This window comes from Streptococcus sp. 45, from assembly GCF_900108865.1.
GTDB lineage: Bacteria > Bacillota > Bacilli > Lactobacillales > Streptococcaceae > Streptococcus > Streptococcus ruminicola.
Genome location: NZ_FNXZ01000005.1, coordinates 1 through 21,568 on the forward strand (window position 1 = coordinate 1; position 21,568 = coordinate 21,568).

Below are 21,568 nucleotides of genomic sequence, written 5' to 3' on the forward strand. Positions count from 1 at the left end.
GTGACACATGTAGCGGACTAATACTAATAGCTCGAGGACTTATCCAAAAAAGAAACGAGTCAATATTGACAGCGAGTCGGTTTCTTGTTAGAATATATAGGTATTCAATTTTGATTGGATAATCAATCATAGTTAAGTGACGATAGCCTAGGAGATACACCTGTTCCCATGCCGAACACAGAAGTTAAGCCCTAGCACGCCTGATGTAGTTGGGGGTTGCCCCCTGTTAGATATGGTAGTCGCTTAGCATTTATCCGCCATAGCTCAGTTGGTAGTAGCGCATGACTGTTAATCATGATGTCGTAGGTTCGAGTCCTACTGGCGGAGTTTAAAAGCGGTAGACGATGAGCAACTCATTGAGTTGCTTTTTTTGTGCATTCATTTGGACATTTTTGTCATGTTCCTTTTTCCTAATCCTTTCTATAATAAGGGTACCTTAACAATAAAAAGGAAAAAGGAGATCGTAACAGTGGATTTTGAACGCTATTTTCAAACGGTTAAACCAATTATTTTAAAATTACGCCGTCATTATTTTGTTAAACTCTGGGACTATGAGGATTGGATTCAAGAAGGTCGAATTGTTTTCTTTCAACTCTTAGAGGAACATCCAGACCTCTTAATTAATGAAGGCAAACGCTATAGCTACTTTAAAACAAAATTTTCTAACCATGTTAAAGATACTATCCGCCATCAGGAATCCTTTAAAAGGAAATTTAATCGCATGCCTTATGAGGAAATCGGTGATATTAGTCACTGTGTACCCCAGATATCTTTCTTTGAAGTCGCAGATTACGTGGCTTATCAGGATAGCTTAGCACGTTTACGAAGAACATTGGGAAGAGAAGACCGACTGAAGTTGGAAAAAGTGATTCGTGGGGAACGTTTTGAAGGGAAGAAAGCCTTTTTAAAAAGCATTGAACCGTATTTCTCAGATTTTAGACCATAAGAAAAGACCAGAGGATTCTGGCCTTTTGCTTACTCTTCTGCGCGGAAGAAGGCTTTGTAAAGTGCTCGAACGGCTTGTTTTTCATGTTCTGTTTGTGTAACGAACATGACAGATACTTCGCTTGATCCTTGAGAAATCATTTCCAAGTTAATGTGTTTATCTGAGAGAGCTTTGGTTGCTGTTGCTGTGACACCAATATGATTTTTCATATCTTCGCCTACAATCATGATGATTGAAAGATTGTGTTCAATATCGACTTCGTCTACGCCAAGTTCACGAGTTAAGTATGAAGTGATTTCTTGTTCTTTGATTGGTGTAAGTTCACGTTCGCGAACGATGACTGACATGTCATCGATACCTGTTGGGATGTGTTCCCAACGGATATTTAGGTCTTCAAGAATTTGAAGGACTTTGCGACCAAATCCGACTTCGCGGTTCATGAGGTATTTAGACAAGTTGATACTTGCAAATTCGTCATCAGCTGCGATACCAATAACAGGTACAGTTGGTCCACTGTGTTTTAGTGTGATTCGAGTTCCTGGGTGTTCAGGGTTGTTGGTGTTTTTGATAACGAGAGGAATTTTGCCGCGGTAAGCAGGAATAAGTGCTTCGTCGTGGAGCACTGAAAATCCAGCATAAGCAAGTTCACGCATTTCACGGTATGTTAATTCTTGGATTGTGTGAGGTTTGTGAACCACTCCTGGGTGAGCTGCAAAGATACCATCGACATCAGTAAAGTTTTCGTACAAGTCTGCTTTAACACCTGCTGCAACGATAGAACCTGAAATATCTGAACCCCCACGTGAGAATGTACAGATTTGACCATCAACTGTTACACCAAAGAAACCTGGGATAACAAGGATTTCCTCTGAATCACGTAATTCTTCGAGTTTATCGTAGCTTGATGGAAGAATACGAGCATTTCCTGGTTCACTTGAAACAATGATACCTGCTTCTTTAGGGTGAACATAGCGTGCATTGAGGCCGTTTTTACGGAAAAATTCTGCTACAAGTTTTGCGTTGTTATCTTCACCAGCTGCAAGAAATGTGTCATATAGGAATTCGTTACATTCAATAGGAAGTGTCGCAAGATTTGTAATCGCACCTGCAATTTTACTCATAATTGATGAACTGAGTCCAAGCTCATCTGCAATGGCTTGGTAACGGTTAATAATCCATTCTTGTGCAGCAGTGACATCATCACCTGAGGTGTAGTTCTTGTAATACTTAATAAGAGCATCGGTTACCTTAGTATCTTCTGAGTTACGTTTTCCGGGTGCTGATACAACAACAAAACGTCGTTCGTTATCAGATTTCACAATATTCAAAACTTTTTTTAGTTGTTCAGCCGAAGCCAGTGAACTACCACCAAATTTGATTACTTTCATGACCTTCTCCACTTTTCTAAAATTTGTATACAATTATAGCAAAATTCTGAAAACTTGTCAGTAGTTTTTCAAATAAAAAGATAGTATAATAGAGGAATGGAACAATTTAAAGCAATTATTTTTGATATGGATGGTGTTTTATTCGATACTGAGACGTTTTATTATCGCCGTCGCGAGAAGTTTTTGGCTGACAAAGGGATCAGTATAAAGCACTTACCACCTAGTTTCTTTATCGGCGGTAATATGAAACAAATCTGGCCAGACATTTTGCGTGATGATTTGGACAAATGGGATACTGATCAGCTGCAAAAAGAGTATTCTATTTACAAAAAAACGCATCCGCTTCCTTACAAAGACTTGATTTTTGAAGATACTTTTAAAGTAGTCAAAGGACTTTTTGAAAGGGGGTACCGTTTAGGGCTAGCTTCTAGCTCAACTAAACATGATATTTTGAAAGCTCTTGAGGAAACTCAGTTGTTAGCATATTTTTCAGTGATTTTATCAGGTGAGGAATTTGAAAAGGGAAAACCACATCCTGCGATTTATCAAGAAGCACGAAAACAACTTGGCTTTAACAATGACGAAACGCTAGTTATTGAAGATAGTGAAAAAGGTATTCAGGCTGGTGTTTCTGCCGATTTAGAGGTTTGGGCGATTGAAGATCAGTTATTTGATATGAACCAAAGTAAGGCAAGTCGTCTGGTGAACAATCTAACACAAGTTATTGAAGAATTAAGCAAATAATGATGTCAAAGTAGGATTACTCCTACTTTTTTTATATAATAGTTTGATATTTTAAATATTAAAAAGTCAAACTAAATTGCTTAAAATGCCATTTTTCTCTTGATTTATCAATGAATAATGTGCTAAAATAGCTGGTGCTAAATAGTTAAATTATCAAACTATTTTTATCACATCTGATGGAGGTAGGTAGATGTCTTTCGATAATGTGATTTATGAAAAGGGAGAAGTCGCAACTTTGACCTTGAATCGCCCAGATATTTCGAATGGTTTTAATATTCCAACTTGTCAAGAAATTCTTGAGGTTTTAGACTTAGTGAAAACAGATGATTCTGTGAAAATTTTGGTCATTCAAGCAGTTGGTAAAGTCTTTTCAATTGGTGGGGACTTGGCTGAGATGCAACGTGCGGTTGAATCTGATAACGTCGAATCGCTAGTTGAAATTGCAAGTTTAGTTAATAAAATTTCTTTTGCCATGAAAAAATTACCAAAACCAGTGATTATGAGCGTAGATGGTGCGGTTGCTGGTGCAGCAGCAAATATGGCTGTTGCGGCGGATTTTGTGGTCGCAAGTGAAAAAGCCAAATTTATTCAAGCCTTTGTTGGTGTTGGTCTTGCTCCAGATGCTGGAGGACTTTTCTTGATGAGTCGTGCTATCGGAACAACACGTGCGGTTCAGTTAGCTATGACTGGTGAAGGGGTAAATGCAGAAAAAGCCTTTGAATATGGCATTGTTTATCGTCTTTGTGAATCTGAAAAACTAGAAAGAACGACAAATCAGTTAACGAAACGTCTGCTTCGCGGTTCAATTAATTCATACCGTGCCATCAAGGAAATGTCTTGGAAAGCCCAATATGAAGGCTGGGAAGACTATACAAAACTTGAATTGCAACTTCAAGAAGAATTAGCTTTTAAGGAAGATTTCAAAGAAGGTGTTCGTGCTTTTGCTGAAAAACGCCGTCCGAAATTTTCAGGAAAGTAATGTAAAAAATAGTTTGATTTTCAAATTATTTTTCCAGTTTGATCCGAAATACCTTGCAAAATATTTTGATGTTTGATATACTTTGATTGTCAAAGTTTATTTAGGAGGTGAAATCTTGGATTATAATAGAATTAATGAATATTTGGTTGATATTTTTAATCGTGTTCAGGTTATCGAAGAGACTAGTTTGCGAACAAGTCAATTCAACGATGTTTCATTAAAGGAAATGCATACCATTGAGATTATTGGTAAGAATTCTAATGTGACTCCAAGTGATATTGCACGTGAGTTGATGTTGACCCTCGGTACAATAACCACTAGTTTAAATAAGCTTGAGGCAAAAGGTTATATTGAAAGACGACGTTCGAAATTGGACCGTCGTGTGGTTCATTTAACTTTGACAAAAAAAGGAAGATTATTAGATAGGCTTCATCATAAATTCCACAAAAATATGGTTTCTCATATTGCGGAAGACATGAATGAAGAAGAACTAGAAGCTCTTTTGAGAGGGCTTAAAAATCTTCACAAGTTTCTTGAGGAGTTAATGTAATAATGGTATTTGCAAGAATTGCTCAGGCAGCAGCCTATGCCCCTGAACAAGTGATTACAAACGATGATTTGTCTGAAATCATGGACACCAGCGATGAATGGATTTCATCACGTACGGGAATTAGAAGACGACATATCACTCGAGATGAAACAACTAGTGATTTAGGGACGCAAGTTGCCAAGCAACTACTTTCAAAAGCTGGTTTATCAGCTGTGGATATTGATTTCATCATTGTTGCAACAATTACCCCTGATAGTCTGATGCCGTCAACAGCAGCTCGTATTCAAGGAAATATCGGTGCTGTAAATGCTTTTGCCATGGATGTGACAGCAGCATGTAGTGGCTTTGTGTTTGCTCTTTCGACTGCGGATAAATTTATTCAATCAGGTCTTTACAAACGTGGTATTGTCATTGGTGCTGAAACATTGTCAAAAACACTAGACTGGTCAGACAGAAGTACTTCTGTTTTATTTGGTGATGGAGCTGGTGGCGTTTTGCTTGAAGCAACAGAAACAAAACATTTCCTAGCAGAATCTTTAAATACTGATGGAAGTCGTGGTCTTAGCTTGACATCAGCCAAAGTTGGCTTGTCTTCACCATTTTCTGAAAAAGAAGAGGATGATAAATTCTTGAAAATGGATGGTAGAGCTATCTTTGATTTTGCAATCAGAGATGTGGCTAAGAGTATCAAGGCACTTATTGAAACTTCTGAGGTTTCAGCTGAAGACCTTGACTACTTGCTTTTGCATCAAGCTAATATTCGTATCTTGGATAAAATGGCTCGAAAAATGTCTATTGACCGAGATAAATTTTTGGCAAATATGATGGAATATGGTAATACCAGTGCGGCAAGTATTCCAATTCTCTTATCAGAGTCAGTGGATAAGGGACTTATCAAATTAGACGGTTCTCAGACAATTCTTCTATCTGGATTCGGTGGAGGTTTGACATGGGGAAGTCTAATTGTTAAAATCTAGTTACAAACTTGTGCATTATAGCATGAGATATTATATATATTTATTAAGGAGAAATTAATCATGGCAGTATTTGAAAAAGTACAAGAAATTATCGTTGAAGAACTTGGTAAAGAAGCAGAAGAAGTTAAATTGGAAACTACTTTCGATGAACTTGATGCTGACTCACTTGATGTTTTCCAAGTAATTTCTGAAATCGAAGATGCATTTGATATCCAAATCGAAACTGAAGAAGGTCTTAACACTGTAGGTGACTTGGTTGCTTACGTTGAAGAAAAAACAAAATAATGACATGGCTGGAGTTGGGATTAAAAACTAACTCCACTATATATTTAGTAGAAAGGGCTGTGGGATAGGTTGCTAGTAAGCGAAAACTTATCTTACTCCCTCTCTTCTTATTATGATAGTTTGACTATCAAATTATTGTTTGGTAAAGACTAAGAAGGTTTAACATGAAAACACGTATTACAGAATTATTAAATATCAAATATCCAATTTTTCAAGGAGGTATGGCTTGGGTTGCCGATGGTGACTTGGCTGGTGCCGTTTCAAACGCTGGTGGTTTAGGTATTATCGGTGGTGGTAATGCCCCTAAAGAAGTTGTTAAAGCAAATATTGATAAGGTTAAACAAATTACTGATAAACCTTTTGGTGTTAATATTATGCTTTTGTCACCATTTGTTGATGACATCGTTGATCTTGTGATTGAAGAAGGGGTCAAAGTTGTCACAACTGGTGCTGGTAACCCAGGTAAATACATGGAACGTTTCCACGAAGCAGGTATCACTGTTATTCCAGTTGTTCCTAGTGTTGCGCTTGCAAAACGTATGGAAAAACTTGGTGCGGATGCCGTTATCGCTGAAGGTATGGAAGCTGGTGGTCACATCGGTAAATTGACAACAATGACTCTTGTGCGTCAAGTTGTTGATGCGGTTAATATTCCAGTTATTGGTGCTGGTGGTGTCGCTGATGGACGCGGTGTAGCAGCTGTCTTTATGCTTGGTGCTGAAGCCGTTCAAGTGGGAACTCGCTTTGCTGTTGCCAAAGAATCTAATGCTCACCAAAACTTCAAAGACAAAATCTTAAAAGCAAAAGATATTGATACGGTTATTTCTGCATCCGTTGTTGGACATCCAGTTCGTGCCGTTAAAAATAAATTGACAACATCATATGCCCACGCAGAGAAAGATTTCTTGGCTGGTCGCAAGACAAAAGAAGATATCGAAGTATTGGGAGCAGGTGCTTTGCGTAATGCTGTTGTTGATGGTGATGTTGTGACTGGTTCAGTCATGGCAGGACAAATCGCAGGTTTGATTCGTAAAGAAGAAACTTGTGAAGAAATCTTAAAAGATCTCTACTATGGAGCTCAAGAAGTTATCTTAGAAGAAGCTAAACGTTGGGCTGATATTGAGAAAGATTAAAATTTCTATTTAAATAAAAATCAAATTCCGTTTGGGAGGATTTAATGACGAAAACTGCCTTTTTATTTGCTGGTCAAGGGGCTCAAAAACTTGGAATGGCAAGTGATTTATATGAAAAATATCCTATTGTAAGGGAGACTTTTGATCAAGCTAGTTCTATTCTTGGCTATAATCTTCGTGATTTAATTGATAAGGAAGAAGATAAATTAAATCAAACACGCTATACACAGCCAGCTATTTTGACAACTTCTGTTGCGATTTATCGTTTATTGCAAGAGAAGGGCTTTAAAGCAGACATGGTTGCTGGGCTTTCACTTGGTGAGTATTCAGCCTTGGTAGCTTCAGGAGCTTTAAACTTTGAAGATGCTGTTGCTTTGGTGGCAAAACGTGGAGAATTTATGGAAACTGCAGCTCCAGCTGGAACTGGGAAAATGGTTGCTGTCATGAATACAGAAGCGTCTCTTATTGAAGAGATTTGTCAAAAAGCTTCTATTAAAGGTGTTGTGACACCAGCTAACTATAACACACCAGCACAGATTGTGATTGGTGGTGAAACTGAAGCTGTGAATTATGCTGTGGAATTGCTTAAGCAAGCTGGTGTGAAACGCTTGATTCCTTTAAAAGTTTCAGGACCTTTCCACACTGCTTTGTTGGCACCTGCTAGCAAACGTTTATCAGAAGTACTTGATAAAGTGACTTTTTCTGATTTTGAAATTCCTTTGATTGGAAATACAGAAGCTAAAGTTATGCAGTACGGCGATATCAAAGCTTTGCTTGCTAGACAAGTGAAAGAACCAGTTCGCTTTTACGATTCTATCGAGACAATGCGTAAGCTTGGCATGACAGAAGTTATTGAAATTGGTCCAGGTAAAGTTTTGAGTGGCTTCCTTCGTAAAATTGACAGAAGTATTCCAACGGCAAGTGTTGAAGACGAAGCAAGCTTAAGTGTTTTGCTAGAAAAATAGGAGATAGTCATGGATATCAAAAATAAGAATGTTTTTGTAACTGGGTCAACCCGCGGAATTGGTTTAGCTATTGCCCACCGTTTTGCAAGCCTTGGGGCTAACGTTGTGCTTAACGGTCGTTCAGAAATTTCAGCAGAATTGATTGATAGTTTTAAAGATTATCAAGTGAAAGTTGTTGCCATTTCTGGTGATGTGTCACAATTTGATGATGCTAAACGCATGGTTGATGAAGCTATCGCGGAACTTGGTTCTGTTGATATTTTGGTTAACAATGCTGGTATCACAAATGATAAATTGATGTTGAAAATGACTGAGGCTGACTTTGAATCAGTGCTTAAAGTTAATTTGACAGGTGCTTTCAACATGACGCAATCAGTCTTGAAACCGATGACGAGAGCGCGTCAGGGTGCTATCATTAATTTGTCTAGCGTTGTTGGTTTGACAGGAAATGTAGGTCAAGCAAACTATGCAGCTTCAAAAGCTGGTTTGATTGGTTTTACAAAATCAGTTGCGCGTGAAGTCGCAGCACGTGGAGTTCGCGTCAATGCCATTGCTCCTGGATTTATCGAGTCAGATATGACAGATGCGATTCCTGAAAAAATGCAAGAAGCAATTTTGGCAGGTATTCCAATGAAACGTATAGGTAAAGCTGAAGAAGTGGCAACAGTAGCAAGCTTCTTAGCTGAGCAAGAATACTTGACTGGACAAGTCATTGCAATTGATGGTGGTATGGCAATGTAAACTATTGTTTGCTTTGCTGTAATAGTTTAAAATTAGAAGTATAATTTCTCTTAAAAGGAGACAAAAATGACATTAAATAGAGTTGTAGTAACAGGTTACGGTTTAACATCCCCTATCGGAAATACACCAGAAGAATTCTGGAACAATCTTCATGATGGTAAAATTGGTATCGGACCAATTACTAAATTTGATAATTCTGAAATCCCAGTTCATAATGCTGGGGAAATCCATGATTTTCCTTTTGATAAATATTTTGTTCGTAAAGATAAAAACCGCATGGATCAATATTCACTTTATGCGATTTATGCGACTTTAGAAGCTCTTGAAAATGCAAAACTTGATATGGATACAGTTGATCGTGACCGTACTGGTGTTATCGTATCATCTGGTATCGGTGGTTTGCAAGAAATGCAAGAGCAAATCATTCGTATGCACGAAAAAGGTATCAAACGTATTCAACCAATGTTCATCCCTAAAGCTTTGTCAAATATGGCTGCTGGTAACATTGCTCTTCGTATTGGTGCGCGTGGTGTATGTAAATCAATCACAACTGCTTGTGCCTCATCTAACGATGCTATCGGTGAAGCTTTCCGTGAAATCAAATTCGGCTACCATGATGTGATTCTTGCTGGTGGTGCTGAATCTACTATTAATGAAATTGGTATCGGTGGTTTCAATGCTTTGACTGCCCTTTCTACAACAGAAGACCCAGCTCGCTCTGCTATTCCATTTGATAAAGATCGCAATGGTTTTGTTATGGGTGAAGGTGCTGGTGTGCTTGTTCTTGAAAGTCTTGAACACGCTCAAAAACGTGGTGCAACAATTCTTGCTGAAGTTGTTGGTTATGGTAGCAACTGTGATGCTTACCACCAAACAACACCAACTCCTGATGGTTCAGGTGCTGCAAAAGCTATTGAATTGGCTATCAAAGAAGCTGGTATTTCACCAGAAGATGTTGACTATGTTAACGCACATGGTACATCAACTCAAGCTAATGAAAAAGGTGAAAGCAAAGCTATCGTCACTGTCCTTGGTAAAGATGTTCCAGTATCTTCAACAAAATCATTCACAGGACACCTTCTTGGTGCTGCTGGTGCTGTTGAAGCTGTCGCAACTATCGAAGCTATTCGCCACAACTACATTCCAATGACTGCTGGTACTCGTGAATTGTCAGAAGATATCGAAGCAAATGTAGTTTACGGACAAGGTCAAGAAGCAGAATTAGAATATGCCATTTCAAATACATTCGGATTTGGCGGACATAATGCTGTTCTAGCATTTAAACGTTGGGAGGCTTAAGCGTGAATATTTCTGAAGTGAAAGACTTGATGGCTCAATTTGACCAGTCAAGTCTACGTGAATTCTCATTTAAAACAGGTGAGTCTGAATTAACATTTAGTAAAAATGAATACGCTGCGCCTGTAGCACCAGTTGCTGCAGCTGCACCTGTTTCGGCTCCTGTTGAAGTGGCTGCGGCACAAGCACCACAAGCAGCAGCACCTGCTGAGGCTGAAGTAGCAGCTGATACTGATATTTTTGCTGAAGGTGAAGAAGTACCAAGTCCACTTGTTGGGGTAGCTTACCTTGCACCAGCTCCAGATAAACCAGCCTTTGTATCAGTTGGTGATGCTGTTAAAAAAGGTCAAACTTTGTTAATCATTGAAGCTATGAAGGTCATGAATGAAATTCCAGCTCCAAAAGATGGTATTGTGACAGAAGTGATGGTAAATAACGAAGACGTTGTTGAATTTGGACAAGGATTGGTACGTATTAAATGATTGATATTAAACAAATTCGTGAAGCTCTACCACACCGTTACCCAATGCTTTTGGTTGACCGTGTGCTTGAAGTGAGTGATGATGAAATTGTTGCTGTAAAAAATGTGACAATCAATGAACCATTTTTTAACGGTCACTTTCCAGAATACCCTGTTATGCCAGGGGTTCTCATCATGGAAGCTCTTGCTCAAACAGCAGGTGTTCTAGAACTTTCAAAAGAAGAAAATAAAGGGAAATTGGTCTTTTATGCCGGAATGGATAAAGTACGTTTCAAAAAACAAGTTGTTCCAGGTGACCAATTGATTATGACAGCGAAATTTGTCAAACGCCGCGGTACAATTGCTGTGGTTGAGGCAAAAGCAGAAGTTGATGGGAAATTAGCAGCTTCTGGCACATTGACGTTTGCTATTGGTAGTTAAGAAATAGTAGTTTAACGTAAACTGTGACAAAAAAAGAATTTTGACTGGAATGCTAAGGCATTCCAAATAGGAGGAAAAAGCAGACGTATGTTTAAAAAGATATTAATTGCCAATCGTGGAGAAATTGCGGTGCGAATCATTCGTGCGGCACGTGAATTGGGAATCAATACGGTAGCTGTCTATTCTGAAGCTGATAAAAATTCTTTGCATACGATTTTGGCTGATGAAGCAATTTGTATCGGTCCAGCTCGTTCGACAGACTCTTATCTTAATATGAATGCCGTCTTGTCAGCTGCTATTGTAACAGGTGCTGAAGCCATTCACCCTGGATTTGGTTTTTTGAGTGAAAACTCAAAATTTGCAACCATGTGTGAAGAAATGCACATCAAATTTATCGGACCAAGTGCTGAAATCATGGATAAGATGGGGGATAAAATCAATGCCCGTGCTGAAATGATTGCAGCTAATGTCCCTGTTATTCCTGGATCAGACGGTGAAGTCTTTACGGCAGATCAAGCGCTTGAAGTTGCTGAAAAACTTGGCTATCCAGTGATGCTAAAAGCCTCAGCTGGTGGTGGCGGTAAAGGAATCCGTAAAGTTGAATCAGCTCAAGACCTTGTACCAGCTTTTGAATCAGCTTCTCAAGAAGCTTTGGCAGCGTTTGGTAATGGTGCTATGTACATTGAAAAAGTGGTTTACCCGGCTCGCCATATCGAAGTTCAAATCTTAGGGGATTCTTACGGTAACGTGGTTCACCTTGGTGAACGTGATTGTTCGCTTCAACGTAATAACCAAAAAGTGCTTGAAGAAAGTCCATCAATTGCTATCGGTAAAACCCTTCGTGGTAAGATTGGTGAGGCAGCTGTACGCGCAGCCAAAGCCGTTGGTTATGAAAATGCAGGTACGATTGAATTCTTGCTTGATGAAAAGACTTCACAATTCTATTTCATGGAAATGAATACACGTGTTCAAGTTGAGCACCCTGTAACAGAATTCGTCACTGGTGTTGATATTGTCAAAGAACAAATTCGAATTGCAGCAGGGCAAGAATTGTCTGTGACACAAGACGACATTAAAATCACAGGTCATGCTATCGAATGTCGTATCAATGCTGAAAATCCGAAGTTTAACTTTGCACCAAGTCCTGGTAAAATCACTGACTTGTATTTGCCAAGTGGTGGTGTGGGCTTACGTGTGGATTCTGCGGTTTATCATGGCTACACCATTCCACCATATTACGACAGTATGATTGCTAAAATCATCGTTCATGGTGAAAATCGTTTTGATGCTTTGATGAAAATGCAACGTGCCCTTTATGAATTGGAAATTGAAGGTGTGACAACAAACGTTGAATTCCAAATGGATTTGATTTGTGATGAGCATGTGATTGCAGGGGATTATGATACTTCATTCTTGATGGAGACATTCTTACCAAACTACAATAAGGAAAATGATTAGGAGATTTCATGGCTTTATTTAGTAAAAAAGATAAGTACATCCGAATTACTCCCAATAACTCTATTAAACAAGCGGAACCTCGCGAAGTTCCTGAGGTTCCTGATGAATTATTTGCCAAGTGTCCAGCTTGTAAGCACATGATTTATCAAAAAGACTTAGGGGTTGCAAAGATTTGTCCAGCTTGTTCTTATAACTTCCGTATTTCTGCTAAAGAACGTTTGGCGATTACAGTAGATGAAGGAAGCTTTGAAGAACTCTTTACTGGGCTTGAAACAAGTGACCCACTTAAGTTTCCTGGTTATCAGGAAAAATTAGCTAAAATGCGTGAAAAGACTGGCCTTGAAGAGGCTGTCGTGACTGGTAAAGCTTTGATTAAGGGAGAAAAAGTAGCACTTGCTATCATGGACTCTAACTTTATCATGGCTTCAATGGGAACAGTTGTCGGCGAAAAAATCACGCGTTTATTTGAAATGGCGACTGCTGAAAAACTACCTGTTGTTATCTTTACAGCATCAGGCGGTGCTCGTATGCAAGAAGGTATCATGAGTTTGATGCAAATGGCAAAAATTTCAGCTGCTGTTAAACGTCACTCTGAAGCTGGTTTATTCTATTTGACAATCTTGACTGACCCTACAACAGGAGGGGTGACAGCAAGCTTTGCCATGGAAGGTGACATTATCCTAGCAGAACCGCAAGCTTTGGTTGGTTTTGCCGGTCGTCGTGTTATTGAGACAACGGTGCGCGAAAACTTACCTGAAGATTTCCAAAGAGCAGAGTTTCTTTTAGAACACGGTTTTGTGGATGCCATTGTTAAACGTACAGAAATGCCAGACACAATTGCTAAATTAGTTGCGTTTCATGGAGGTGCCAAATGAGTAGCGACGTATCAAGAATTTTGAAAGAAGCGCGTGATCAAGGGCGTTTGACAACCTTGGAATATGCTAATTTGATTTTTGATGACTTTATGGAACTTCATGGAGATCGTCATTTTGCTGATGATGGAGCAATCGTTGGGGGAATTGCTCGACTTGCCGGTCGTCCTGTGACAGTTATTGGTATTCAAAAAGGGAAAAACTTACAGGAGAATCTAAAACGCAATTTTGGTCAACCTAATCCAGAAGGTTATCGTAAAGCACTTCGTTTGATGAAACAAGCTGAAAAATTTGGTCGTCCTGTCATTACCTTCATTAACACTGCGGGAGCTTATCCTGGTGTTGGTGCTGAAGAAAGAGGACAAGGTGAAGCAATCGCGCGTAACTTGCTTGAAATGAGTGACCTTAAGGTGCCAATTATTGCTATTATTATTGGTGAAGGTGGTTCTGGTGGTGCTTTAGCGCTCGCTGTAGCTGATAAGGTTTGGATGCTTGAACACAGCATGTATGCGATTTTGAGCCCAGAAGGCTTTGCCTCAATCCTTTGGAAAGATGGTTCACGTGCAACCGAAGCAGCAGAACTGATGAAAATAACAGCTGGAGAACTTTATAATATGGGAGTTATCGATAAAGTGATTCCAGAACATGGTTATTTCTCAAGCGAAATCGTTGAGATGATTAAGACAAATCTTATTTCTGAACTAGAGGAGCTTAGCCAACTTCCTTTGGAACAATTACTTGAAAATCGTTATCAACGCTTTAGAAAATTTTAAAAATCCCGCATTGTACTAGCCTCAAGTCATAGAAATCATTTTCTTGATTTTGAGGATGGTTCAAAGGGGATTTTTTCTTATACAAAAACACCTGCTAATCAAGTGATTAGTAGGTGTTTTAGGTTTATTATTTAGGTGAGATAACTTCAGCTCCACCCATGTATGGACGAAGTACTTCTGGAATTGTTACAGAACCATCTTCGTTTTGGTAGTTTTCAAGGATAGCAGCAACTGTACGTCCAACTGCAAGACCTGAACCGTTAAGAGTGTGAAGAAGTTTAACTTTACCATCAGCTTCGTCACGGTAACGGATTTGGGCACGGCGTGCTTGGAAATCTTCTGTATTTGAGCAGCTTGAGATTTCACGGTAAGTGTTTTGTGCTGGAATCCAAACTTCTAAGTCGTAAGTTTTAGCAGCTGAGAATCCCATGTCTCCAGTACATAGTGTGATAACACGGTATGGTAAACCAAGTTTTTGAAGAATGTTTTCAGCGTTAGCAACCATTTTTTCCAATTCATCGTATGAAGTTTCTGGTTTAGAGAATTTAACCATTTCAACTTTGTGGAATTGGTGAAGACGAATCAAACCACGTGTGTCACGACCAGCTGAACCAGCTTCTGAACGGAATGATGGGCTCATCGCTGTGAAGTAAACTGGAAGTTCTTTACCGTCAAGGATTTCACCACGGTAGTAGTTTGTAAGTGGGACTTCAGCAGTTGGGATAAGAACGTAGTCAGAATCTGCCAATTCAAATGTATCTTCTTTGAATTTTGGATATTGACCAGTACCAAACATAGAGTCGTGGTTTACCATGTATGGAGGAATAACTTCTGTGTAGCCTTCTTTAGCGTGTTCATCCAACATGAAGTTGTAGATAGCGCGTTCTAGGCGAGCTCCAAGACCTTTATAGAATAGGAAACGAGAACCAGTGACTTTTGCACCACGTTCCCAGTCAAGGATGTCAAGATCTTCACCAAGATCCCAGTGAGCTTTGATATCAAAGTCAAATTCACGAGGTGTTCCCCAACGACGAACTTCAACGTTTTCGTCTTCGTCAGCACCGACAGGAACGTCAGCAGCTGGGATGTTTGGAAGTGTTGCTGTGAATTCAGATAATTTTTCATCGATTTCAGCTAGTTCAGCGTCAGTAGCTTTGATGTCTGCTGACAATTTTTGCATTGCAGCGATTTGTTCAGAAGCGTCTTCTTTGTTGCGTTTTGCTTGAGCGATAGCTGCAGAAGCAGTGTTACGTTCAGCTTTAGCTGATTCAGATTTAACAAGCAATTCACGACGTTTGTCGTCAAGTTCTTTAAGTTCAGCAAGTTTTTCAGCAGCAACGCCACGTGTAGCCAATTTTTTAGCGACTTCGTCGAAATCGTTACGAATACGTTTGATGTCTAACATAAGTTTCCTCCAGTTTTTTTAGCGCTCATAGGGTTAGCTGTGCCCAGATGAACAAAAAGCACAGCATGTTAACTGCTGGAGCGCAATCGCGCGGTTCCATCCAGCTTCACATCCTGTGCACTTAATTTCTATTTTTAATTGATATAACGGTAGAATTTCAGACCTGTCGCTCTATCTGCTCACAGCAACCGCAGACTTTCTGAAAGAGCTCCACCCTTACTTATCCGTACTACTTATTATACTAGATTTATTTCTTTTTGACAAATCCTGTTAGTTTTTTCATAAGGACTTGAACAAGTGTAAGCATACGAACAACTTTATCGTTTCCGATATGTTGGCGAGCCACTTTTAAGATTTTTCCTGAGTCTTTTGAGGCAAAAAGAAACTTCCCTTTGTCTGTAAAGACTTCAAAGTGACGGCTGACTTTGTTACGAGAAACGTTAGCGCCGATTTTTTCGATGTTTTCCCAAGGAATTTGGATATAATCTTCGACGTTAGCGTCGCTATAAAATTCAAGACCTTTGTTACCGAGAAGGAATTTACCTACTTTTCCTCCCATACCAAGGTAAGAAACACCAGTAGTCGTTAATTCCACGGTAGAATTAATTGATTGAGCCATGTCATCTCCTCTGATTAAGCTTTTAGTCTATTATAACATAATAAAAAAAGAAGGACCGAAATCCTTCCTTTCTTTTATTACATCCAACCGATAACGTGAAGAACGATACCGACGATGAACAATCCGATGATGATTGTGATTGGAGAAACTTTTTTCTTAAGCAACCACATACAGAAGAATGTAAGAAGCAATCCAGCAAGTCCTGGGATCAATGCGTTCAATTGACCTTGAAGTGTGTTAGCTTGTTGTTGAGTTAAGCTAAGACCTTGTGCAACTTGACCAAGGATTTCTTGAAGTTTTTCACCTGTAACAGTTCCGTTAGGGAATTCGATGTAAGCTCCTTTAGACAATTGAGTTGAAGGAAGATCAACAGTGAATTTTACGTTTACCCAACGTTCAACCAAGGCAGCCAAGATGAACATACCAAGGATTGAAGCACCTTTAGTGATTTTTTGGATGATACCACCTGAAAGGTCTTTAGTGATTTCAGAACCAGCTTTGTAACCAAGTTCTTGAGTGTACCACAAGAATGCCATACGGATGATGTTCCATCCGAAGAAGAATAGAAGTGGACCAACGATGTTACCTGATGCAGCAAGTGAAGCACCAAGGGCACCAAGGATAGGACGAACTGTAAACCAGAAGACTGGGTCACCAACACCAGCAAGAGGTCCCATCATACCGATTTTAACCCCTTGGATAGCTGTATCATCAATATCAGCACCATTTGCGCGTTCTTCTTCAAGGGCAAGAGTTACACCGATGATTGGAGCAGCAACGTATGGGTGAGTATTGAAGAATTCCAAGTGACGTTCAAGAGCAGCAGAACGGTCTTCTTTAGATGTATAAAGTTTTTTGATAGCAGGGATCAAAGCGTATGCCCAACCTAAGTTTTGCATACGTTCGTAGTTCCAAGAACCTTGTAGGAAAGTAGAACGCCACCAAACTTTTTTACGATCAGATTTTGATAATTGAAGTTTTTCAGCCATGTTTGTACCCCTTTCTAGTAGTCTTCCAAGATATCGCCGATTGGGTCACCAGAACCTGAAACAGTTCCGCCACCATTTCCACCTTTTTCTGAAAGGTTAAGGTAGATAAGAGCCATAGCAACACCAATAGCACCAAGAGCGATAAGTGTGAAGTCTGAAACAGCTGCAAATACGAAACCTAGTACGAAGAAAGGCCAAACTTCGCTTGTAGCCATCATGTTGATAACCATAGCGTAACCTACGGCAACAACCATACCACCACCAAGTGTCATACCATCTGCCAACCAGTCAGGAATAGCATTCAACATACCTTGAACTGTTGAAGTTGGAAGAGCAAGAAGAAGTGCGATAGGAAGAGCAATACGGATACCTTGAAGAAGAAGTGCAAACATGTGAGCACGTTCAACAGCAGCGATATTACCTTTTTCAGCAGCAGCGTCAGCAGTGTGAACAACCGCAACTGAGATTGTACGAACAACCATAGTAAGAGCAAGACCTGCAACGGCAAGAGGGATGGCAACGGCAGTTGCGACACCAATACCTTTAGAAGTGAAGTCTCCACCTTTAACCATGATTACTGAAGCGGCAGTCGCAGCAAGTGCGATATCTGGTGCAACAGCGGCACCAATGTTAGCCCAACCAAGAGCGATCATTTGTAGAGAACCACCAAGGATAATACCTGCAGTCAAGTGACCAGTTACAAGACCAATCATTGTACATGAAACAAGTGGTTGGTGTAATTGGAATTGGTCAAGGATACCATCGAGACCTGCAAAGAAGGCAACAACGATGACTAAGATAATAGAAATAACTGACATTATTCTAGTTCCTTTCGTTTATAAAAGTTTTCAATGTGCAATTGTAAGCCAGAAACCAAGGCTTACACGTTTTGGATAAAAACAGGAAGTTTGAATCTTTCTGACAGGTGAAAGCCCTTCATAGAAACGCTTACTTTTTGTTCCTGCCTGAAGCATTATTCAAAAATTATTGAACGTTTGCTTTTTTGATTAGATCAAACAAGTCTTTTTTAGAATCATTAGGGACTTTACGAACATCGAATGTTACGCCAAGGTCACGTAATTTTTCAAATGTAGCAACGTCATCTTTGTCCATAGACAATACGTTGTTAACCATTGTTTTACCTGTTGAGTGAGCCATTGAACCAACGTTAAGTTCTTTAATTGGCACACCGCCTTCGATAGCTTCAAGAGCTTCTTGAGGTGTTTCAAACAAGATAAGTGCGTGTGTGTTACCAAAACGAGGGTCTTTAGAAGCTTCAATCAATTTCTTGATTGGAACTACGTTTGCTTTAACACCGTTTGGTGCTGCTTGTTTGATCAAGCCTTTACGCAATTCATCTTTAGATACAGTGTCAGATGCAACGATGATACGATCAGCTTTAGAAGCTGGTGTCCAGTTTGTTGCAACTTGTCCGTGAAGAAGACGTGTGTCAATACGAGCGAGGTTGATTTTAAGTTTACCATCACCGATGACAGTTCCTTCAGGGATAGCACCTTGAGGAGCAGCTTGTGCGGCAGGCGCTGCAGCAGCTGTTTCAGCTGGGTTGAGTTCTTCAGGAAGTGCTTTAACACCGTCTTTAGACTCTTTAATGATATTTGCGACAACTTGTTCAACACCTGCATTTGCGTCCATCATACGCTCAGTGTAGGCTTGGATAAGCATTGGCAAATTAAGACCTGTAATGATAGCCATCTTGCGGTCTGGATTTTCACCCATTACGCGACTAGCTTGGTTAAATGGAGAACCACTCCAAAGGTCAGCTAGTACGAGGATTTCATCATCAGCATCAAATTGTGCGATAGCATCGTTGAAGTGTGCATATAAATCATCAGGTCCTTCGCTTGGCATGAAAGTTACAACTTGAACTTTCTCTTGGTCACCAAAGATCATAGAACCTGATTGATGAATACCTTCAGCAAATTTACCATGGCTGGCAATAATAATACCGATACCCATTCTTGTTCTTCCTCCTTATGATTATTTTTCGTTGAAACAAAAAAGAATAATCTCCTTCCGGACAAGTCCGGCAATTCTTTTCCGTTCCAAGGAAATTTTAAGAACGATATTATTGTAAAACGTTTTCACAAAAAATGCAATAGCTTTTTGAGAAAAAATAACAGAAATCATGAAAAATTTTCAGAAACTCGCAAAATAAAGCGATTAAATTGTATAAAACACAAAATAACGTTCGGGAAAAACACTATGTTTTTTGAAAGAATCATGAAAAGGTTTTGAAAACGATGAAAAAAAGAAAAAACTTCCTAAAAAGAAGTTTTTCAGAAATTTATAGAAAAATTTTCGCCAATTCTTTCGCAACACCGTCTTCTTCGTTGGTGAAGTCTGTTTGTTTGTCAGCAAATGGTAGGAGTACGTTGCTAGCATTTTTCATGGCGTAGCCTGTACCGGCGAAGGTCAACATTTCGGTATCGTTGTGTTCATCACCAAAGGCAATCAAGTCTTCTCGGCCCATATTTAGAGTTTTTAGTAAGTAATTGAGAGCATAAGCTTTGTTGATGCCCTTAGGTGAGAATTCTAAGATATTAAGCGGTCCTCCCCATGAATCAATTTCGATTTCGTGGTTGAAGTATTTGCGCATGTCATCGGCAAGAGCGTATTTATCTTCGTGATGAGTTTGCATCAAAAGACCATTTGGATTTTCGGTAATTTTTGTTACATCAAGTGTCATTTTATCGGTGATTTTATCGACACCAAAAAGTTGTGGATTGATGATGTCGTGATTATCGGCACTGATGAAGAATTTTTTACGGTATTCACTAGCGATAAAGTCTGCTTGGATACTTTTTTGGATGTCTAGGACATCAAGCAGGTATTGTTTATCGATAGTGACGCTATGTTCAAAGTCCCATTTTTTTTCGGGAAGGTGTGTCAAGGAACCGTTAAAGGTAATCATAGGTGTCTCAAGTTGTAAGCGACGGTAGTGCTCAAGAGCCATACGGTATGGGCGACCTGTCGCAATAACGACCTTGTGACCTTTTTCTTGTATTTTTTTAATCGTATCAACAGTATAATCTGAGATGGTATTGTCACTGCGCAGCAGTGTACCATCCAAATCAAGAGCAATCATTTTTTTCTTTGTCATAGGTGTTATTATAACAAAAAAGAGTGGCAAAGAAAAAGAAAAGTAGGTATGATATAATGGTTTTAATAAAAAATGAGGTTACGCTAATGTATAAAATTTTTTGGAGTCATGTGTTTGCTTTAGGGATTATTTTAAGCATTACTTTCTTTCATGCAGATAGCAATGGGCTGATGAATGATGTGCTATTTTCATTGTTAACAGTGGAAATGGGATTTTTCTTTTTTTATTTTAAACACATTATTCTACGAGTGGCAGCATTTGTCTTATGGTGTTTTTTCTACCCGAATAATTTAAATGTCTTGTTCAGTGTGGCAGATAGATCATGGGCAACGTCTGTTTTGTGGTCTGCTGATGGGATGACATCATTTATGATTTATTTGGCAGTGCTAGTATTTTCATTGGTTGCAGGGACACTAAGTTTGCGAATGATTTTAAAACCTTTGAAGTTAAATCAGTATATTCAAGTATTCTTTGTGATGGGAGTTGCTTTCTTTGCAAGTTTACTTTTTCAGGTACTCCGAACATTAGGCATTACATGGAAAGTGATTATTAATCAACACTTAAATATCTTTGAAGAAGCGGCGAAAGCTTTATCGACGATTAACATGCCTTTTATTCTTGGGTTGATGGTCGTTCAGGTCATGATGTTTGTTGTTCTTGATAATGATTAATAGAAAAATGGAGGCGAGGTATTCTCGTCTCCATTGCTTGTTTTAAAGGGTAATTTAGGTGCTTTTCTGCTATAATAAGTCTTAAGAAAGGGGGAGAAAATATGGTTAAAAAGAATGTTTTGATTCACATCTTTTTTGGAATCATTTCGTTTGGTATTTATTATTATCATTTGCGAGGTCCGGATTTGGTATGGAACATGTTTTTGGCGCTGCTAGCTCTTGATTTTTCACTCCTTTCTTATTTTACAAAACAAAAAGTGGTGAGAGGGGCAAGTAGTCTCTTATGGTTGTTTTTTTACCCGAACACTTTTTATATGTTGACAGATATCGTTCATATGAACTTTACGGATTCTGTTTTATGGAACAAAACTAGTTTGATTTTGTACATGTTGTACGTGTCTAGTATTTTATTTGGAGTTCTGTGTGGGATTGAAAGTGTTAAGAACATTGTGGTGACTTTTAAAATCAAAAATTATTATATCCGAATGTTTTTTATTGCAATCCTATCTTTTGTTTCGAGTTTCGCGATTCATATTGGACGCTATGCACGATTAAATTCTTGGGATATTTTTACTAGACCAGGTCTTGTCATTGATGAAATCTTAAATGTCATTAGCTGGAATGCTATTCATTTCGTGCTTGGCTTTACTTTTTTACAGATTTTATGTCTTATCTTTTTAGATCGTGAAAATTTTAAATAAAGTTATTGAAAACTGAACAATCTTTTGGTAGAATATATAAGTCGTTCGGAAATA

24 protein-coding genes, 1 tRNA gene and 1 rRNA gene are annotated in these 21,568 nt (G+C 39.0%); 19 read left to right on the forward strand and 7 right to left on the reverse strand.

Annotation, left to right across the window (positions count from 1 at the left end; translation table 11 throughout):
- Positions 1-132: 132 nt before the first annotated feature.
- From rrf to BMX18_RS07715, 3 genes are all read left to right on the forward strand, one after another.
- Positions 133-248 (forward strand): 5S ribosomal RNA (gene rrf, locus BMX18_RS07705).
- Between the two features lie 5 nt (positions 249-253).
- A tRNA-Asn gene (locus tag BMX18_RS07710) sits at positions 254-327 on the forward strand.
- Between the two features lie 142 nt (positions 328-469).
- Positions 470-946 (forward strand): sigma-70 RNA polymerase sigma factor region 4 domain-containing protein, encoded by a 477-nt coding sequence (locus BMX18_RS07715; RefSeq protein WP_093815957.1) that lies wholly within the window; start codon positions 470-472, stop codon positions 944-946.
- Between the two features lie 29 nt (positions 947-975).
- On the opposite strand, the gene BMX18_RS07720 is transcribed toward BMX18_RS07715, so the two are convergent.
- On the reverse strand, positions 976-2,334 hold the full coding sequence (locus BMX18_RS07720) for an aspartate kinase (protein ID WP_074565173.1): 1,359 nt from the start codon (positions 2,332-2,334) through the stop codon (positions 976-978).
- Positions 2,335-2,430: 96 nt separating this feature from the next.
- Between BMX18_RS07720 and BMX18_RS07725 the strand changes: the two genes are divergently transcribed.
- The 14 genes from BMX18_RS07725 to BMX18_RS07790 all read left to right on the forward strand — a co-directional run bounded on the left by BMX18_RS07725 (position 2,431) and on the right by BMX18_RS07790 (position 14,008).
- Positions 2,431-3,078 (forward strand): HAD family hydrolase, encoded by a 648-nt coding sequence (locus tag BMX18_RS07725; RefSeq protein WP_074870061.1) that lies wholly within the window; start codon positions 2,431-2,433, stop codon positions 3,076-3,078.
- A 190-nt stretch (positions 3,079-3,268) separates the two neighbouring features.
- Complete coding sequence (locus tag BMX18_RS07730; RefSeq protein ID WP_039695989.1) at positions 3,269-4,057, forward strand: enoyl-CoA hydratase; 789 nt, start codon at positions 3,269-3,271, stop codon at positions 4,055-4,057.
- Positions 4,058-4,172: 115 nt separating this feature from the next.
- A complete protein-coding gene (locus BMX18_RS07735; RefSeq protein ID WP_039695988.1) occupies positions 4,173-4,607 on the forward strand; it encodes a fatty acid biosynthesis transcriptional regulator FabT in 435 nt (144 codons plus the stop codon).
- A 2-nt stretch (positions 4,608-4,609) separates the two neighbouring features.
- A complete protein-coding gene (locus BMX18_RS07740; RefSeq protein WP_093815959.1) occupies positions 4,610-5,584 on the forward strand; it encodes a beta-ketoacyl-ACP synthase III in 975 nt (324 codons plus the stop codon).
- 60 nt (positions 5,585-5,644) lie between these two features.
- Complete coding sequence (locus BMX18_RS07745; protein ID WP_006531079.1) at positions 5,645-5,869, forward strand: acyl carrier protein; 225 nt, start codon at positions 5,645-5,647, stop codon at positions 5,867-5,869.
- A 164-nt stretch (positions 5,870-6,033) separates the two neighbouring features.
- On the forward strand, positions 6,034-7,002 hold the full coding sequence (gene fabK / locus BMX18_RS07750) for an enoyl-[acyl-carrier-protein] reductase FabK (protein WP_074561349.1): 969 nt from the start codon (positions 6,034-6,036) through the stop codon (positions 7,000-7,002).
- Between the two features lie 44 nt (positions 7,003-7,046).
- The gene (gene fabD, locus BMX18_RS07755) at positions 7,047-7,967 is read left to right on the forward strand and encodes an ACP S-malonyltransferase (RefSeq protein ID WP_039695984.1); all 921 of its coding nucleotides are present in this window, start codon (positions 7,047-7,049) and stop codon (positions 7,965-7,967) included.
- 9 nt (positions 7,968-7,976) lie between these two features.
- A complete protein-coding gene (fabG, locus tag BMX18_RS07760; RefSeq protein WP_074561348.1) occupies positions 7,977-8,708 on the forward strand; it encodes a 3-oxoacyl-[acyl-carrier-protein] reductase in 732 nt (243 codons plus the stop codon).
- A gap of 66 nt (positions 8,709-8,774) precedes the next feature.
- A complete protein-coding gene (fabF, locus tag BMX18_RS07765; RefSeq protein WP_006531083.1) occupies positions 8,775-10,007 on the forward strand; it encodes a beta-ketoacyl-ACP synthase II in 1,233 nt (410 codons plus the stop codon).
- A 2-nt stretch (positions 10,008-10,009) separates the two neighbouring features.
- Complete coding sequence (accB, locus tag BMX18_RS07770) at positions 10,010-10,486, forward strand: acetyl-CoA carboxylase biotin carboxyl carrier protein (RefSeq protein WP_093815961.1); 477 nt, start codon at positions 10,010-10,012, stop codon at positions 10,484-10,486.
- Positions 10,483-10,905, forward strand: a complete 423-nt coding sequence (fabZ, locus tag BMX18_RS07775; RefSeq protein WP_003067515.1) for a 3-hydroxyacyl-ACP dehydratase FabZ — start codon at positions 10,483-10,485, stop codon at positions 10,903-10,905. Before accB ends, fabZ begins: the two co-directional genes overlap by 4 nt.
- An 87-nt stretch (positions 10,906-10,992) precedes the next feature.
- Complete coding sequence (locus BMX18_RS07780; protein WP_093815963.1) at positions 10,993-12,363, forward strand: acetyl-CoA carboxylase biotin carboxylase subunit; 1,371 nt, start codon at positions 10,993-10,995, stop codon at positions 12,361-12,363.
- A gap of 8 nt (positions 12,364-12,371) precedes the next feature.
- A complete protein-coding gene (gene accD / locus BMX18_RS07785) occupies positions 12,372-13,238 on the forward strand; it encodes an acetyl-CoA carboxylase, carboxyltransferase subunit beta (RefSeq protein ID WP_074870046.1) in 867 nt (288 codons plus the stop codon).
- Positions 13,235-14,008 carry an acetyl-CoA carboxylase carboxyl transferase subunit alpha gene (locus BMX18_RS07790; RefSeq protein ID WP_093815965.1) on the forward strand — a complete coding sequence of 258 codons (774 nt, stop codon included), beginning with the start codon at positions 13,235-13,237 and terminating at the stop codon, positions 14,006-14,008. The genes accD and BMX18_RS07790 overlap by 4 nt, the downstream gene beginning before the upstream one ends.
- 127 nt (positions 14,009-14,135) lie before the next feature.
- On the opposite strand, the gene serS is transcribed toward BMX18_RS07790, so the two are convergent.
- The 6 genes from serS to BMX18_RS07820 all read right to left on the reverse strand — a co-directional run bounded on the left by serS (position 14,136) and on the right by BMX18_RS07820 (position 20,142).
- A complete protein-coding gene (gene serS / locus BMX18_RS07795) occupies positions 14,136-15,413 on the reverse strand; it encodes a serine--tRNA ligase (protein WP_039695976.1) in 1,278 nt (425 codons plus the stop codon).
- 247 nt (positions 15,414-15,660) lie between these two features.
- Positions 15,661-16,032, reverse strand: a complete 372-nt coding sequence (locus BMX18_RS07800) for a DUF956 family protein (protein ID WP_074603739.1) — start codon at positions 16,030-16,032, stop codon at positions 15,661-15,663.
- Positions 16,033-16,109: 77 nt separating this feature from the next.
- Positions 16,110-17,021 carry a PTS system mannose/fructose/sorbose family transporter subunit IID gene (locus tag BMX18_RS07805; RefSeq protein WP_074565156.1) on the reverse strand — a complete coding sequence of 304 codons (912 nt, stop codon included), beginning with the start codon at positions 17,019-17,021 and terminating at the stop codon, positions 16,110-16,112.
- A 14-nt stretch (positions 17,022-17,035) separates the two neighbouring features.
- Positions 17,036-17,839 (reverse strand): PTS mannose/fructose/sorbose transporter subunit IIC, encoded by an 804-nt coding sequence (locus BMX18_RS07810; RefSeq protein ID WP_074565154.1) that lies wholly within the window; start codon positions 17,837-17,839, stop codon positions 17,036-17,038.
- A 166-nt stretch (positions 17,840-18,005) separates the two neighbouring features.
- A complete protein-coding gene (locus BMX18_RS07815) occupies positions 18,006-18,998 on the reverse strand; it encodes a PTS sugar transporter subunit IIB (protein ID WP_074603734.1) in 993 nt (330 codons plus the stop codon).
- A 328-nt stretch (positions 18,999-19,326) separates the two neighbouring features.
- A complete protein-coding gene (locus BMX18_RS07820) occupies positions 19,327-20,142 on the reverse strand; it encodes an HAD family hydrolase (protein ID WP_093815967.1) in 816 nt (271 codons plus the stop codon).
- Between the two features lie 86 nt (positions 20,143-20,228).
- Here BMX18_RS07820 and BMX18_RS07825 point away from each other — a divergent pair, with 86 nt between their 5' ends.
- Positions 20,229-20,813 carry a hypothetical protein gene (locus BMX18_RS07825; protein ID WP_074603767.1) on the forward strand — a complete coding sequence of 195 codons (585 nt, stop codon included), beginning with the start codon at positions 20,229-20,231 and terminating at the stop codon, positions 20,811-20,813.
- Positions 20,814-20,914: 101 nt separating this feature from the next.
- Positions 20,915-21,514 (forward strand): DUF1361 domain-containing protein, encoded by a 600-nt coding sequence (locus BMX18_RS07830; RefSeq protein ID WP_074603730.1) that lies wholly within the window; start codon positions 20,915-20,917, stop codon positions 21,512-21,514.
- Positions 21,515-21,568: the final 54 nt, after the last annotated feature.

Coding starts and splice junctions, on each gene's coding strand:
- serS (WP_039695976.1), bottom strand. CDS start 15,413: ATGTTAGACATCAAACGTATTCGTAACGATTTCGACGAAGTCGCTAAA.
- BMX18_RS07725 (WP_074870061.1), top strand. CDS start 2,431: ATGGAACAATTTAAAGCAATTATTTTTGATATGGATGGTGTTTTATTC.
- BMX18_RS07780 (WP_093815963.1), top strand. CDS start 10,993: ATGTTTAAAAAGATATTAATTGCCAATCGTGGAGAAATTGCGGTGCGA.
- fabD (WP_039695984.1), top strand. CDS start 7,047: ATGACGAAAACTGCCTTTTTATTTGCTGGTCAAGGGGCTCAAAAACTT.
- BMX18_RS07820 (WP_093815967.1), bottom strand. CDS start 20,142: ATGACAAAGAAAAAAATGATTGCTCTTGATTTGGATGGTACACTGCTG.
- BMX18_RS07805 (WP_074565156.1), bottom strand. CDS start 17,021: ATGGCTGAAAAACTTCAATTATCAAAATCTGATCGTAAAAAAGTTTGG.
- BMX18_RS07740 (WP_093815959.1), top strand. CDS start 4,610: ATGGTATTTGCAAGAATTGCTCAGGCAGCAGCCTATGCCCCTGAACAA.
- BMX18_RS07815 (WP_074603734.1), bottom strand. CDS start 18,998: ATGGGTATCGGTATTATTATTGCCAGCCATGGTAAATTTGCTGAAGGT.
- BMX18_RS07830 (WP_074603730.1), top strand. CDS start 20,915: ATGGTTAAAAAGAATGTTTTGATTCACATCTTTTTTGGAATCATTTCG.
- fabF (WP_006531083.1), top strand. CDS start 8,775: ATGACATTAAATAGAGTTGTAGTAACAGGTTACGGTTTAACATCCCCT.
- BMX18_RS07825 (WP_074603767.1), top strand. CDS start 20,229: ATGTATAAAATTTTTTGGAGTCATGTGTTTGCTTTAGGGATTATTTTA.
- fabK (WP_074561349.1), top strand. CDS start 6,034: ATGAAAACACGTATTACAGAATTATTAAATATCAAATATCCAATTTTT.
- accD (WP_074870046.1), top strand. CDS start 12,372: ATGGCTTTATTTAGTAAAAAAGATAAGTACATCCGAATTACTCCCAAT.
- BMX18_RS07810 (WP_074565154.1), bottom strand. CDS start 17,839: ATGTCAGTTATTTCTATTATCTTAGTCATCGTTGTTGCCTTCTTTGCA.
- fabZ (WP_003067515.1), top strand. CDS start 10,483: ATGATTGATATTAAACAAATTCGTGAAGCTCTACCACACCGTTACCCA.
- BMX18_RS07745 (WP_006531079.1), top strand. CDS start 5,645: ATGGCAGTATTTGAAAAAGTACAAGAAATTATCGTTGAAGAACTTGGT.
- BMX18_RS07800 (WP_074603739.1), bottom strand. CDS start 16,032: ATGGCTCAATCAATTAATTCTACCGTGGAATTAACGACTACTGGTGTT.
- BMX18_RS07790 (WP_093815965.1), top strand. CDS start 13,235: ATGAGTAGCGACGTATCAAGAATTTTGAAAGAAGCGCGTGATCAAGGG.
- BMX18_RS07720 (WP_074565173.1), bottom strand. CDS start 2,334: ATGAAAGTAATCAAATTTGGTGGTAGTTCACTGGCTTCGGCTGAACAA.
- fabG (WP_074561348.1), top strand. CDS start 7,977: ATGGATATCAAAAATAAGAATGTTTTTGTAACTGGGTCAACCCGCGGA.
- BMX18_RS07730 (WP_039695989.1), top strand. CDS start 3,269: ATGTCTTTCGATAATGTGATTTATGAAAAGGGAGAAGTCGCAACTTTG.